At 64.7% G+C, this 12,474-nt stretch carries 14 protein-coding genes; 7 read left to right on the top strand and 7 right to left on the bottom strand.

Translation table 11 applies throughout. The features are described from left to right. Positions 1–40: 40 nt before the first annotated feature. Positions 41–1,447, bottom strand: coding sequence for a geranylgeranyl reductase family protein (locus BM348_RS11545; RefSeq protein WP_092904965.1), 1,407 nt, complete (start codon positions 1,445–1,447; stop codon positions 41–43). A 165-nt stretch (positions 1,448–1,612) separates the two neighbouring features. Between BM348_RS11545 and BM348_RS11540 the strand changes: the two genes are divergently transcribed. Together BM348_RS11540 and BM348_RS11535 are read left to right on the top strand one after the other, a co-directional pair. Continuing rightward, the gene (locus BM348_RS11540; RefSeq protein WP_092904964.1) at positions 1,613–1,948 is read left to right on the top strand and encodes a 2Fe-2S iron-sulfur cluster-binding protein; all 336 of its coding nucleotides are present in this window, start codon (positions 1,613–1,615) and stop codon (positions 1,946–1,948) included. A 115-nt stretch (positions 1,949–2,063) separates the two neighbouring features. Then, positions 2,064–3,383: a tRNA(Ile)(2)-agmatinylcytidine synthase gene (locus BM348_RS11535; RefSeq protein ID WP_092904963.1), complete on the top strand. Its 1,320-nt coding sequence runs from the start codon at positions 2,064–2,066 to the stop codon at positions 3,381–3,383. A gap of 30 nt (positions 3,384–3,413) precedes the next feature. Here the strand turns inward: BM348_RS11535 and BM348_RS11530 are convergent, their stop codons facing one another. Then, entirely contained in the window at positions 3,414–3,617 is a 204-nt protein-coding gene (locus tag BM348_RS11530) for a VNG_1110C family protein (protein WP_092904962.1), read from the bottom strand. Between the two features lie 245 nt (positions 3,618–3,862). Here BM348_RS11530 and BM348_RS11525 point away from each other — a divergent pair, with 245 nt between their 5' ends. The 3 genes from BM348_RS11525 (at position 3,863) to BM348_RS11515 (ending at position 7,634) form a co-directional block, all read left to right on the top strand. After that, complete coding sequence (locus tag BM348_RS11525) at positions 3,863–4,972, top strand: OBG GTPase family GTP-binding protein (protein WP_092904961.1); 1,110 nt, start codon at positions 3,863–3,865, stop codon at positions 4,970–4,972. A 67-nt stretch (positions 4,973–5,039) separates the two neighbouring features. Beyond that, entirely contained in the window at positions 5,040–6,734 is a 1,695-nt protein-coding gene (locus BM348_RS11520; RefSeq protein ID WP_092904960.1) for a Na+/H+ antiporter NhaC family protein, read from the top strand. Between the two features lie 108 nt (positions 6,735–6,842). Next, complete coding sequence (locus BM348_RS11515; RefSeq protein WP_092904959.1) at positions 6,843–7,634, top strand: VOC family protein; 792 nt, start codon at positions 6,843–6,845, stop codon at positions 7,632–7,634. Between the two features lie 12 nt (positions 7,635–7,646). On the opposite strand, the gene glmU is transcribed toward BM348_RS11515, so the two are convergent. The 4 genes from glmU to BM348_RS11495 form a co-directional block, all read right to left on the bottom strand. Then, positions 7,647–8,828 carry a bifunctional sugar-1-phosphate nucleotidylyltransferase/acetyltransferase gene (glmU, locus tag BM348_RS11510; RefSeq protein ID WP_092904958.1) on the bottom strand — a complete coding sequence of 394 codons (1,182 nt, stop codon included), beginning with the start codon at positions 8,826–8,828 and terminating at the stop codon, positions 7,647–7,649. A 72-nt stretch (positions 8,829–8,900) separates the two neighbouring features. Next, positions 8,901–9,515 (bottom strand): hypothetical protein, encoded by a 615-nt coding sequence (locus BM348_RS11505; protein WP_092904957.1) that lies wholly within the window; start codon positions 9,513–9,515, stop codon positions 8,901–8,903. Between the two features lie 222 nt (positions 9,516–9,737). Continuing rightward, entirely contained in the window at positions 9,738–10,232 is a 495-nt protein-coding gene (locus tag BM348_RS11500; RefSeq protein WP_092904956.1) for a metal-dependent hydrolase, read from the bottom strand. After that, a complete protein-coding gene (locus BM348_RS11495; protein WP_092904955.1) occupies positions 10,225–10,752 on the bottom strand; it encodes a hypothetical protein in 528 nt (175 codons plus the stop codon). Before BM348_RS11495 ends, BM348_RS11500 begins: the two co-directional genes overlap by 8 nt. 148 nt (positions 10,753–10,900) lie before the next feature. Here BM348_RS11495 and BM348_RS11490 point away from each other — a divergent pair, with 148 nt between their 5' ends. Both BM348_RS11490 and BM348_RS11485 read left to right on the top strand, forming a co-directional pair. Beyond that, on the top strand, positions 10,901–11,455 hold the full coding sequence (locus tag BM348_RS11490) for an NUDIX hydrolase (protein ID WP_092904954.1): 555 nt from the start codon (positions 10,901–10,903) through the stop codon (positions 11,453–11,455). Positions 11,456–11,614: 159 nt separating this feature from the next. After that, positions 11,615–11,932, top strand: a complete 318-nt coding sequence (locus BM348_RS11485) for a DUF7853 family protein (protein WP_092904953.1) — start codon at positions 11,615–11,617, stop codon at positions 11,930–11,932. Positions 11,933–11,992: 60 nt separating this feature from the next. Here BM348_RS11485 and BM348_RS11480 read toward each other — a convergent pair whose 3' ends face one another. Next, entirely contained in the window at positions 11,993–12,304 is a 312-nt protein-coding gene (locus BM348_RS11480) for a hypothetical protein (RefSeq protein WP_092904952.1), read from the bottom strand. Positions 12,305–12,474 lie beyond the last annotated feature (170 nt).

The following is a 12,474-nucleotide window of genomic DNA, read 5'->3' as shown; positions in this document are numbered from 1 at the left end:
AGGGTCGAAGTGTTCGAAAGAAGAGAAACCGCCTGCGGGCTCAGTACTTCGGATCCGCGCCGGTCGTTTCGTACACGCGCTCCATCAACTCGTCGCGTTCGGCCTGCCAGGCCTCGAACCCGTCGGGACTCGAGGGGTAGTCCTCGTAGTGGGCCAGCAGTTCGTCGGCGCGCTGTTTGGTCTGGTAGAGGTTCCAGATCGTTCCCCAATGGCCGCGGCTCTTGATCAGCGACTCGAGTTTGAGCTTGAGACCGATGTTCGCGCTGCCGGAGTACAGCGCCTCTGCGAGTTTGTCGCCGGGCATCGCCGCGAGCAGTCCCATCAGGTCGTCGATGTCGACGGCGGTGGAGAGGATGTTGTACACGTCGAGGGCGGCGTATCGCGCGCCGAAGTGGTCCATGACGCGTTCGTTGTACCGCCAGAACGTCTCCTCGCTGTAGTCGCCGGTCTCGAGGGCCTCGATCGCCTGCTCGGCGGCGTAGCTGCCGGCGTATGCCGCGCCGGCGATGCCGCCGCCGGTGGTCGGGTTGACGTGACCCGCGGCGTCGCCGACGGACATGAATCCGGGGTGGACGGCCGAATCGTACGGCCGACGGGTCGGGAGCGCGGCTCCCAGTTTGTCCTCGACTTCGGCACCCTCGAACTCGGCCCGGTTCTCGAGGTCTCGCTTCAGGTCGTCGACCAGTTCCATCGGCTCCTCGGTCATCTGGAAGCCGAGGCCGGCGTTGATCTCCGTGTCGGTACGCGGGAAGTACCAGAGGTAGCCCGCCGCGCGTTCGGTCGGCTTGAACACGAGCGCGTCGTCCCACTCGACAGGCTCGTCGACGTGGACGATCTCCCGGTAGGCCGAACAGAACTGCGAGTAGTTGACGTTCGTGTCGTACGTCGACTCCGAGAAGTCGACGTGATCCTGTAGGATCGAAAGCGACCCCGCGCCGTCGATGACGACGTCGGCCTCGTAGGTGCGCGGGTCGCCTTTGGACATCGCCTCGACGCCGGTTACCCGCCCGTCGTCGGCCTGTAACACGTTCTGGACGACCGTATCGTAGTGGAAGTCGACGCCGGCGTCGCCCGCGCCCTCGATGATTCGGCGGCCGTACTCCCAGCGGTCGATGACCGCCAGCTCGCCGGGTACCGGAATCTCGAGGACGGTGTCTTCCTGTGGGATTTCGAAGCGCCCGTGGTCGACGCCGGTATTCGTAAACGCCGGCTCGAGCTTGGATTTCGGGATCGCATCGGGGAAGGCATCTGCGCCCTTCAGCGCGTCGCCACACGCGATGTGGCCCGCCTCTTCCTCGGTTTTCCGCTCGAGGATGACGACCTCGTAGCCCGCCTGTGCGACCGTTGCCGCCGCGTAGCAGCCCGCGGTCCCCGCACCGACGACGACCACGTCGGGCGAGCGCGTCTCCGTCGTCGCGGTTGCAGCCGACTGTTCCTGCGTACTCATACCTAGGAGTGGTTACCCAGGTAAGAAAACGTTTTTCGTGTTATTCGTTGGTTCGGGCGGGTCAAAATGCGGATCGAACGGGCCGTCGGCGATCGCCTTTGTGTCGGTAGTGACACGACAGATCCTAAATAAAGAGTTTTAGCGTGGTCTTTCGTAGCAGGCGGTATGACAGAGTACACCGTCGAGTTCGTCGGCACCGGCGAGACGATCACCTGCTCGGACAAGGAGACGATTCTCAGCCGCTGTCTCGAGGAGGGGATCGCCCAAGAGTACTCCTGCCGCGTCGGCATGTGTCTGGCCTGTTCTGCGGAGATCGTCGAGGGAGAGGTCACCCAACCCGCGGCCCGCGGGCTCACGGAGGCCGAAGCCGAGGCGTACGCGCTCACCTGCATGGCTCGGCCGACCTCCGACCTCAAACTCGACCGCGGGAAGTACCCGCCGAGCATCGAGGCAGAAATCGACTCCGAGGGCGCGAACGGGGCCGCGACCGCCGACGACTGACGAGTTAGCCTCCGTGCCGGTACGAACGGAGAGATTCTCGACTTCGTTTTCGCTGCGATCGACGGCCGCAGATCGCTCCGAAAGGCGTTACCCACTCGCCGTCTAACGACGGCCAATGACCATCGTCGGGCTCGACGACACCGACTCTCGAGAGCGCGGGATGTGTACCACGTACGTCGCGACGAGGATAGCGGATCGGTTGCGTACAGAGAACGAGGTGTCGCGACTGCTGCTCGTTCGGCTCAACCCCGCGGTCGAGTACAAGACCCGCGGGAACGCCGCGCTCGCCGTCCACACCGACTGCGACGCCGACCGAGCGTTCGAGATCGCACGCGGCGCACTCGAGTCGCTGTCGGAAACGGCGGACGACCGAACGAATCCGGGGCTGGTCGTCACCGACCACGGCCCGGCCTCGATCCCCCACCCGGTCGGCTCGTTCGCCCGCGACGCGATTCGCGATCACCTCGAGATCGACGAGGCCGAATCCCTGATCGACGCCCGCGGCTACCGATCGTGGCACGCGGGCAACGGCCGCGGCCGGATCGGCGCGCTGGCGGCGATCGGCAGCTGGCGGGCGCTCGAGGAGTGGACAGACGAGTACATCAGCTACCGCGAACCCGAGCGGTGGGGGACGTCCCGCGAGGTCGACCGCGAAAGCGTCTTCGCCGCAGCCGAGGAGGAGTACCCCGACGTCTGGGACACCGTCGACCGCGTCGAAGGCGAAGCCGTCTGCGTTCCGCACACGCCGGGTCCGATTCTCCACGGAATCAGGGGCGACGACCCGGAGGCGGTCGAACGCGTCGCGGCCGCGATCGACAGCGAACCGGTGGCCTCGAGCCAGCGCTTCCGGACGAATCAGGGGACCGACGCACATCTCCGTGAGGGGACGATCTCGGCGGCTCGCGACGGCTGGTCCTATCGCCTCGACGGGCGGGTCGTCTCGGCCCCCGAAACCCGACGCGGCGGCCACGTCTTCTTCGCGATCGAGTCGCTCGAGGATCACGCGGACCGAGACACAGACGGCGATAGGCGGGCAGTAGAATCCGAACCCGACCGCCTCGAGTGCGCGGCGTTCGAGCCGACCAAGCGATTCCGCGACCGGGTCCGCGAACTCCGCGTCGGCGATCGGCTCACCGTCTGCGGGGAACTCGCGCGCGGGACGCTCAAACTCGAGAAGCTGGCGGTTCGCGACCTCGTAGAGACCGAACTCGTCACGCCGACGTGTCTCGAGTGCGGTCGGACGATGGAAAGCGCCGGCAGCGATCAGGGGTATCGATGCCGTGACTGCGGGACGACTGCGCCGGGAAAATCCGAAGTTCCGCTCGAGCGCGACCTCGAGGTCGGCTGGTACGAGGTCCCGCCGTGTGCGCGCCGGCACATCGCGAAACCGCTGGTTCGGGGCGGCTTCGACGGCCCGATCCATCCGGAGCGATAGCGACGATGGGAACCGAGCGTTCCGCCGGGATCACGCGATAGTGACCCCGCGGCGGGCGAGGAAGTCGCTGGCCGCCTTGATCTCGACGGGGCTCCCGATGATCCGACAGTACTCCTCGCTCTCGTCGAAGATCGTGACGGTGAACTCGTCGTCTAACTGCGTCTCGAGTTCCCGGAGCACCTCCTGCTGAAGAACGATCTGGGTGCTATCACGCAGTTGCGACGGTCCCGACATTTGTACACTCCGACTGTGCCAGCCCCGTGGTTTATGTGTGTCGGAATCAAATTTGTATTGGTAATAGGGAGCTTCAGGAGCTTAGACGAGCATAGGAACGCGGTACAGGGTTCGTAGAAAATCCACCGGCCAGTAGGTATAATACGCTCCACGCAACGACCGGTCCTCGAGATGAAGAGCGCGAATCCGGTTCGATCGGGTCGCATGGAAAGGGTTTTTCCAGACGAACGGTTGCGTGTAGGTACATGGGGCTCGAGGAGGAGATCGAGGAGATCGAAGAAGAGATCGCCAGCACGCCCTACAACAAGTCGACGGAGGCCCACATCGGCCGGCTGAAATCGAAGCTCGCGGAGAAAAAGGAGAAACTGCAGAATCAGTCCTCGGCCGGCGGCGGCACCGGTTATGACGTCGAAAAGACCGGGGACGCGACGGTCGCGCTCGTCGGGTTTCCGAGCGTCGGCAAATCCTCGCTTTTGAACTCGCTGACGAACGCCGACAGCGAGACCGGCTCCTACGAGTTCACGACGCTCGACGTCAACCCCGGCATGTGCAAACACCGCGGTGCGAACATACAGTTGCTCGACGTTCCCGGGCTGATTCAGGGCGCGGCGACCGGCAAGGGCGACGGCAAGCAGGTCCTCTCGGTCGTCCGAAACGCCGATCTCATCCTCTTCGTCCTCTCGGTGTTCGAGATCGAACAGTACGATCGACTCCAGGAGGAGCTCTACGACATCAACATTCGAGTCGACAAGACGCCGCCGCGGGTCACCGTGCGTCCGAAGATCAAAGACGGCATCAAGATTACCTCGAGCGCGGATCAGGACTTAGACGAGGAGACGATCTCGGACGTACTCCGCGAGCACGGCTACGTCAACGCCGACGTGAACCTCGGCGAGAAGGTCGACATCGATCGGCTGATCGACGGTCTGATGGAAAACCGCGAGTACATCCCGTCGATCACCTGCGTGAACAAAGTCGACCTGATCGAACCCGACTACAAGGAGACCGTCGACGAGCAGCTCAGAGAGCGCGGGCTCGACCCCGAGGAGGTCACGTTCATCAGCGCCGAGGAGGAAAAGGGCCTCGAGGCGCTCAAAGACCGCCTCTGGGAGAACCTCGACCTCATCCGGGTCTACATGGACAAGCCGGGTCGTGGCGTCGACTACGAGGAACCGCTGATGTTAGAGCGCGGGTCGACCATCGAGGAGGCGGTCGACAAACTCGGCGGCGAGATGCAAGAGCGGTTCCGGTTCGCCCGCGTCTCGGGGCCGAGCGCGACCCACGACGAACAGCAGGTCGGCGACCAGCACGTCCTCGAGGACGAGGACGTGCTCAAGTTGATCCTCCGACGATAGCGACGGCGTTCGGGTTCCGTTTTTTCGAATCCGAGAGATATATCCGCGACAGGTTCGTTTTCCGAGCATGCCTGAGTTCGGTGCGCTCTCGGTGTTGCCGCCGCTGCTCGCCATCGTCCTCGCGATCGTGACGCGGCGGCCGATGCTCTCGTTGTTCCTGGGTATCTGGTCCGGGGCGATCATCTACACCGAGAGTCTGGGAATCGCACAGACGTTCGACTGGATCGTGAGCGGGATCATCGCCGACGACGGGTTCTACGTCGAAATCCTGCTCTTTACGCTCCTGCTCGGTTCGGGGGTCGCGCTCATCTGGCGACTCGGGGGCGCGACCGCCGTTCGACGGTGGGCGACGGCGAACCTCCAGACCCGTCGAAACGTTGGGCTGACGACGTGGCTGTTGGGTATGTTGCTCTTTTTCGACGACTACGCGAACACGGCGATCGTCGGCAGCACCATGCGCGAGCTCTCCGATCAGCTCCGGATCTCCCGCGAGAAGCTCTCATACATCGTCGACTCGACATCCGCGCCCGTGGCGACGATCGGGCTCTCGAGCTGGGTCGCGTTCCAGCTCTCGCTGATCGCCGACGCGTACAACGGTCTCGACGGCGTCTCGGAGACGCCGACCGCGTTCGAGACGTTCGTCAGCTCGATTCCGTTCAACACCTACTCGCTACTCGCGATCGTGATGGTCGGGATCATCGTCTACACGGGGCGAGACTACGGCGAGATGCTGACCGCGGAACACCGCGCGTGGTCCTCCGGGAAGGTAAACCGCGACGACGCACAACCCCTGCAGGAAGTCGAGAAGGACCTCGGCGAACCGATCGAGGACAAACCGATGCTTCGGACGTTCTTCGGGCCGGTCGCCGTCCTCCTCGCGGTCACGCTGGCCGGCGCGGTCTGGACCGGACACCAGTCGTGGCTCTCCGCTCAGGCGGAGGCAGGCGCGCCGACGGCGTTCGGTGCCGCCGCAGACGAAACCGGAACGGTGCAGGTGCTCGTCGATATCGTCGGTTCGGGGAACTTCACCAGTTCGCTGATCTGGGGCTCGTTCGCGATGGTCGCCACCGCGATCGCGATCGGCATCGCCTACGACCTCTTCGATCTCAGCGAGGGCGTGGAGACTGTGCTCGACGGCTTCCGACTCATGTTGACCGCAGTGACGATCCTCGTCCTGGCGTGGGGGATCAGTTCGACGACTGACGCGCTGGGAACCGGCGATTTCGTCGCCGGCGTCGTCGGGTCGTCTATCCCCGCGGAACTTCTTCCGCTCGTCATCGTGTTCGTGTCCGCGTTCGTCGCGTTCACCATGGGGTCGTCGTGGGCGACCATGACGATAGTGACGCCCATCGCGATCACCGTCGCCTTCGAGATGACGGGGACGTTCGAACCCATGCCCGTCGTCGTCGGTGCCGTCTTCTCCGGTGCGATCTTCGGTGATCACACCTCGCCGATCTCCGATACGTCGGTGCTCTCCTCGACGTTCACCGGCGCGGACCTGATCGATCACGTTCGGACCCAGTTTTACTACGCCGGGACCGTGATGGCCGTGGTCGTCGTCTGTTACCTGCTGTACGGGTTCCTCGAGGTGCCGCCGCTTGTCTTCCTGCCGCTCGGATTCGTCCTGCTCGTCGGCCTCGTCTACGCGCTTTCGGAACTGGACGCCAGGCGGCGCGGCGTCGAGCCCGTCGTTTCGAACGTTCCACAGGAAGACCGAGAGTCCGTCTCCGCTCGAGAATCCACGACCGACTCGACGGAGTAAGGCATTTCGTCGCTTTCTCGCTCGAGATCCACTTCGAACGACCGGTCCGCAGACCGAGGGACTACCGGCTTCGCCACGCTTTTAGAATTACCGATCGTAGACCCGTCCATGGACGGAACGCTCGATCACGTGATGCTGCGAGTCGCAGATCTGGACGACTCCCTCGAGTGGTACCAGACCCACTTCGGCTACGAGGAGAAAGACCGCCACGAGGGCGACGGCTTCACCATCGTCTACCTCGGGCCCGAGGAGATGCACGAGGAGGGTGCGATGCTCGAGTTGACCCACAACGAGGGCGACGACGACCTCGAGGTCGGCGACGCGTGGGGCCACATCGCCGTTCGCGTCCCCGAGGACGAACTCGAGTCGTCCTACCAGCAACTGATGGACGAGGGCGTCGAAGACTACCGCGACCCCGAATCCTGCGACGGGCGCTACGCGTTCGTCAAGGACCCCGACGGCCACGAGATAGAGATCGTCAAGCGCGACCACGGCGCGAAGTGGTCGCTCGATCACACCATGATTCGCGTCGAGGACGCCGACGAGGCGATCGGCTTCTGGACTCGGAAGTTCGAGTACGAACACACCGGCCGCTGGGAGTCCGATACCTTCGCGAACTACTTCGTGAAACCCGAGGACGCCGCCGAAGAGGCGATGTCGGTCGAACTCACCTACAACTACGACGGCCGGAGCTACGAGCTGGGCGACGCCTGGGGGCACCTCTGTGTCGAAGTCGACGACCTCGTCGAGGACTGGGAGCAATTACAGACTCGAGAGGCGGCCGACTACCGAGATCCGGAGAGCAACGACAACATGTACGCGTTCACCAAAGATCAGGACGGCCACGAGATCGAACTGCTCGAGCGCGATCCGAACGCTGACTCGCTGTTCCCGTTCTGAGTTCTTCGATCCTCAGCGGTCCCGTTCGACGACCTCGCCGGGTGTCGTGGTCGCGTTTTGGGACAGTTTGACGCCGGGATACAGGCTGGTGTTGATCCCCGTTTTGACGCCGTCGGCGAGCACGACACCGAACTTCCGTCGCTCCGTCGAGACGCGTTTGCCCTTGACCGTGAACTCGACCGGCTCGTCGTCGTGGCGGAGGTTCGCGACGGTCGTTCCGGCCCCGAAGTTGACGTCTCGTCCGAGGACGCTGTCGCCGACGTACGAGAGGTGTCCGACCGTCGCGCCCGCCATGAGAACGCTGTTTTTGATCTCGACGGCGTGGCCGACGGAGGCCTCCTCGCCGATCAGCGTCGCGCCGCGGACGTAGGCGTTGGGACCGACGGACGCGCCGGCTCGGATCGTCGCCGGCCCCTCGATGACGACGCCCGATTCGACGGTCGCGCCCTCCTCGACGACGACGTCGCCGGTGATCTTCGCGTCGTCGCTCACGTCTCCCGCGAGTCGTCGGTCCCGTTCGCCGAGTTTCCACTCGTTGGCCTCGAGCAGTTCCCACGGGCGGCCGACGTCCATCCAGCGGTCCATGACCACGGGCGTCACCGCGTATTCGTCGACGGTCTTCGCGAGGACGTCCGTGATCTCGTGTTCGCCGCGTTCGCTCTCGGGGACCTCGAGCCAGCCCGCGGCTTCCTCGGGGAAGACGTACGCGCCGGCGTTCGCCAGGTTCGTCGGCGGCTTCGCTGGCTTTTCGACGATGCTCTCGACGCGCTCGCCCGCGGTCTCGAGGACGCCGTAGTTCGACGGATTGGCCACCTCGATCGCTCCGATCGCGGGCCCGGACTCGAGAAGCTGGCCGATCGCCGCCGAGTCGTATAGATTGTCGCCGTTGAGGACGGCGAACGGGCCGTCGAGGTACTCTCGAGCGGTCGCGACGGCGTCTGCCGTTCCCGCGCGCTCGGTCTGGGTCGCGTAGTTGATCGGGACTCCGCGACGGCTCTCTCCGAAGTGCTCGACCACCGCGTCGGACTCGTAGCCGACCACGAGAACGAATTCGTCGACGCCGGCGTCGATGGCGGCATCGAGGGTGTGAGCGACCAGCGGCCGATCTGCGACGGGAAGCATCGGTTTGGGGACGGTTGCGGTCAGCGGACGCATTCGCGTTCCCTCGCCGGCGGCGAGAACCACAGCTTTCATCGAGGCCAGCTACTATCGGCCGCGAGTTAATGGTGTGGTTCGATCCTCATCACCTGCACCGGGGCCGCCCGTTCAGGTGTCGGCGTCCTCGAGCGCACGATCTCGGTCGTCGACCCCCTCCGACCGATCGTCAGACAGGTCGTTCGCCGACGCCGGCGGTTCCGGCGGTTCGAACGCGGCGACGAGCGCCCGGCCGAGGCGAGTTTCGAGGACTCCCTCGAGCGTGCGCGTCGACCGAACTCCGAGCGCTGCGAGTGCGCCCAGAACCGCCAGCGCCGCTGCTCGTCCCGTCGTCAGCGAACCCGAGCCGACCGCGGCGAGCGCCGAGACGACGACGAACACGATTCCCGCGAGACCGACGACTTTCAACGGTCGAGCTTGCCACACTTCCGCTACGCCCTCGACTGCGGCCCGCGTTCTCGAGCGTTCGTAACTGTCCGCAAGGCCCGACAGCAGTCGATCGAACAGGCGAACGAACGGGCCGATCGTGTAGGTCTCGCGGAGGTCGATCACGATGACGTCCGGCTCGGGTTCTTTCGTCAGCCATCGGTACACGACCGAGGCTTTCACGTATCGAGCGAGGCGATTGCCCGCGCGGCGAAACGGCTCGAGGACGGCGCTGGCGGCGGTGCGACACCGTCCGAGGAACCGGACGATCCGCGAGTTCTCGAGTGCGTCGTCGATCATAGTGGGAAACGGCTACGGTGGTACCTCGGTGGGCGACTACGTCGTCTAATCATACCCACCACGTCTACATCGAGTCAAACCAGCGACGCTCACAAAGAGTTTGCCCTCTGCGTATTGGACCTGACTGTCGGTGCGTAAAGACCGTCATAGAACGCGATACTCGATATAGTTGAAGAGACTGACTCGCGGCACTCCTTGAAAACAGGCCGGCTCGGACGCTCGTCAGGACGATTCGTCGACCCACCGTCGATCGAGTGCCCAGACGCAGACTGCCAGAGAGAGGGCGACGAGCAAGACCGCAGGCTCCGACGAGACGTACAGGTTTGGCGTCGGGTGGCGAGCCCACGTCAGGGGAAACAGCCACGCCCCCGCCTCGCCGTCGGCGTAGCGTTTGATCGCGTCGAACAGCAGGTGCGAGAGCCCGCCGGCCAGAAGCAACCCGTACGCCCGGAATCGGTGGGTTTCGAAGCAGAGCGTTCCGATTCCGGCGAGGACGATGACCCCGCCGAGCGTCTGGATCGCGCCGAAGGAGAAGGGCGTTCCGAGCGCGGCTTCAACGGTCGGCTCGCCCACGAGCAGTCCGATGCGATTCAGGTCGGGCACCACCGCACCGACCATCGCCACTGCGATCCACCGACTGGAGAGCCACTCGAGTCGCCACCCCGCGACGGTCCCCAGCGCGTAGGCGACCAGGACGTGCGAGAGGAGATCAGCCACGCTCGGACACCTCCGATTGGGTGTCGCCCCGGGGGACGAACCGCAGGTTTCGGCTATCGATCCGCCAGTGTCGCAGGAAGAATCCGGCGGCAAACAGGCCCCCAAGAGCCGAAGCAGCGTACTTGTACACGCTGGCGCGCGGACTCGCATTAACGACGACCACCTTCTCTGCCATCACGGTCCCGTCGCGTGCGTCCGCGCCGTCGAACTCGAGAGTCCCGTAGACCTGCACGACACCGCCCGGCTCGATGCCGGTGGTGTCGACGCCTCGCACCTCGAGGTCGGCGGCGACGTCGCCGCTATCATCGGTTACGTGGATAGAGATACCGTCTTCCTCGACCGCTCGGACGTCCCCGAACAGGAGGACGCCCTCGCCATCGTACTCGCTCCCGTCCGCGGCGAGCTGGTCGCCGGTCGGATGCGGCCAGGCGTCGTCGTAGGCGGCTCCGTGGTGGACACAGAGCCCGAGCAACGCGAGCGAGAGGACGATTCCGAGCGCAAGTCTCCGTCGCCGGTCCATTCGTCTTCGAGATTACGGGGTCCGCACTTGGGGATACCGATCGGTGGCGGTCGACGAATCGTCGGTAGGAGTGTCGAACCCCCTCGAGGGACGCGATCGGTCGACGCGAGCCGGTAGTGGTTTGAGTACCCGTTTCGATTGTGGCAGTATGGATACGGGCGACGACCGCCACGAAAACGCCGGACAGGACGTTATCGCCGTCGACGCGACCGACACCGAACAGGGACTCGTCAACCGCCTCGAGGCCCACACTGGCGAGGGAATCCGCCACCGGGCGTTCACCTCGCTCGTGTTCGACCGAGACGACAACGTTCTGCTGGCCCAGCGTGCGCCGGAAAAACGGCTCTGGGGGACCTACTGGGACGGCACCGTCGCCTCTCATCCCACCGACGGACAGAGCCAGGAGGAAGCAACCAGACAGCGACTCGAGGAGGAACTCGGAATCGCGCCCTCGCAGTACGACGACCTCCGCGTGACCGACCGGTTCGAGTACAAGCGCTACTTCGAGAACGAGGGCGTCGAGCACGAGGTCTGTTCGGTGTTGAAATTGACCGTCTCCGACCCGTCGCTCGACCCGGACCCGGAGGAGGTCGCGGGGCTGCTGTGGGCCCCCTACGACCGGCTGCACTCGAACCCGGAGTGGTACCGCCAGCTCCGGCTCTGTCCGTGGTTCGAGATCGCGATGCGTCGCGATACGCAGTAACCGTTCGTCGCCCGTCGACGCGTCCGCGCTCGAGTCACTATCGTTTCCGGCGGCGAACTAAATATCGAACTCTCAATGTGTGTCATACGCTACCAAGGTTTATGGTCCCCCCGTTCGTATCGTCGCCCGTGGGCCGGCGAAACCGGTCCTGATATCGAAATGAGTTCCTCGCCACCGACAACCGAGACGTACGAAGTCGATCTTTCCCGAGACGAACAGTGGGTCGTCCACGACGTGGTGGCACGCCGCGTCGACGACGCCCTCGACGACGACGCCGCTCCGCCCGACTGGGCGCTCGAGGTCGTCGAAACCATTGAATCCGACGGGAGAACGTTCACTCGCGAGCAAGTCACGAACGTCCACGAGGTCGTCTCGGCGTATCTCGACGCCCCGGAGACGCCGGCGTCGGACGTCGCCTACGGCACCGCGGTCCTCGAGCGCATCGAAGGCGCGGTGCCGCGGCTCGCGAGCGAGTAACTCGGTCGTCGGCGAACGTTTTCTCACTCGCACCGAACAGTTCCCGTCGAACCGATCAGTCTACGCTCGCGTCGTCGCCCAGATGGCCGTCGTCGCTAGCAGGACGGCCGGAAACAGCGGCAGAATCAACAGCGCGAACCAGTAGCCGAGCTCGATCGGCCAGAACGCGATCGTGAGCGGCGAGACGACGAACGCGAAGACGATGACGCCGACGAGTATCCACCCGCGCGTGCCGAACTCCCGGTCTGTGGCCGCCGGATGGGCCGGATCCTCGAGCCACTCGTCGTCCGTCGGTTCCTCACCCTCGTGGGCCGACTCGTCGTCGAAATCGGCCGGATCGTGAACGTATCCGCTGTCGTCGCTCGAGGTCACGAACTAGCGTTTCGAGCGTATGGTAAAAGCGGTCACGGTTCTGGGCCGCGTTCGTCTGCTCGGCGGTCGTCCTCGCGACCGACTGCCGAGCGGGCGAGTTTCGATGGTCGATCCCGGGTAGGTACCGCTACCGTTCGACAGGCCAGTGTTTTACCCGCTTGCGGCCGAAC

Origin of the sequence: Halostagnicola kamekurae (genome assembly GCF_900116205.1) — an archaeon.
Classification (GTDB): domain Archaea; phylum Halobacteriota; class Halobacteria; order Halobacteriales; family Natrialbaceae; genus Halostagnicola; species Halostagnicola kamekurae.
The sequence above is the reverse complement of the archived record's forward strand: the minus strand, read 5'-3'. Positions and strand labels throughout refer to the sequence as shown.

Coding starts and splice junctions, on each gene's coding strand:
- BM348_RS11545 (WP_092904965.1), bottom strand. CDS start 1,447: ATGAGTACGCAGGAACAGTCGGCTGCAACCGCGACGACGGAGACGCGC.
- BM348_RS11540 (WP_092904964.1), top strand. CDS start 1,613: ATGACAGAGTACACCGTCGAGTTCGTCGGCACCGGCGAGACGATCACC.
- BM348_RS11535 (WP_092904963.1), top strand. CDS start 2,064: ATGACCATCGTCGGGCTCGACGACACCGACTCTCGAGAGCGCGGGATG.
- BM348_RS11530 (WP_092904962.1), bottom strand. CDS start 3,617: ATGTCGGGACCGTCGCAACTGCGTGATAGCACCCAGATCGTTCTTCAG.
- BM348_RS11525 (WP_092904961.1), top strand. CDS start 3,863: ATGGGGCTCGAGGAGGAGATCGAGGAGATCGAAGAAGAGATCGCCAGC.
- BM348_RS11520 (WP_092904960.1), top strand. CDS start 5,040: ATGCCTGAGTTCGGTGCGCTCTCGGTGTTGCCGCCGCTGCTCGCCATC.
- BM348_RS11515 (WP_092904959.1), top strand. CDS start 6,843: ATGGACGGAACGCTCGATCACGTGATGCTGCGAGTCGCAGATCTGGAC.
- glmU (WP_092904958.1), bottom strand. CDS start 8,828: ATGAAAGCTGTGGTTCTCGCCGCCGGCGAGGGAACGCGAATGCGTCCG.
- BM348_RS11505 (WP_092904957.1), bottom strand. CDS start 9,515: ATGATCGACGACGCACTCGAGAACTCGCGGATCGTCCGGTTCCTCGGA.
- BM348_RS11495 (WP_092904955.1), bottom strand. CDS start 10,752: ATGGACCGGCGACGGAGACTTGCGCTCGGAATCGTCCTCTCGCTCGCG.
- BM348_RS11490 (WP_092904954.1), top strand. CDS start 10,901: ATGGATACGGGCGACGACCGCCACGAAAACGCCGGACAGGACGTTATC.
- BM348_RS11485 (WP_092904953.1), top strand. CDS start 11,615: ATGAGTTCCTCGCCACCGACAACCGAGACGTACGAAGTCGATCTTTCC.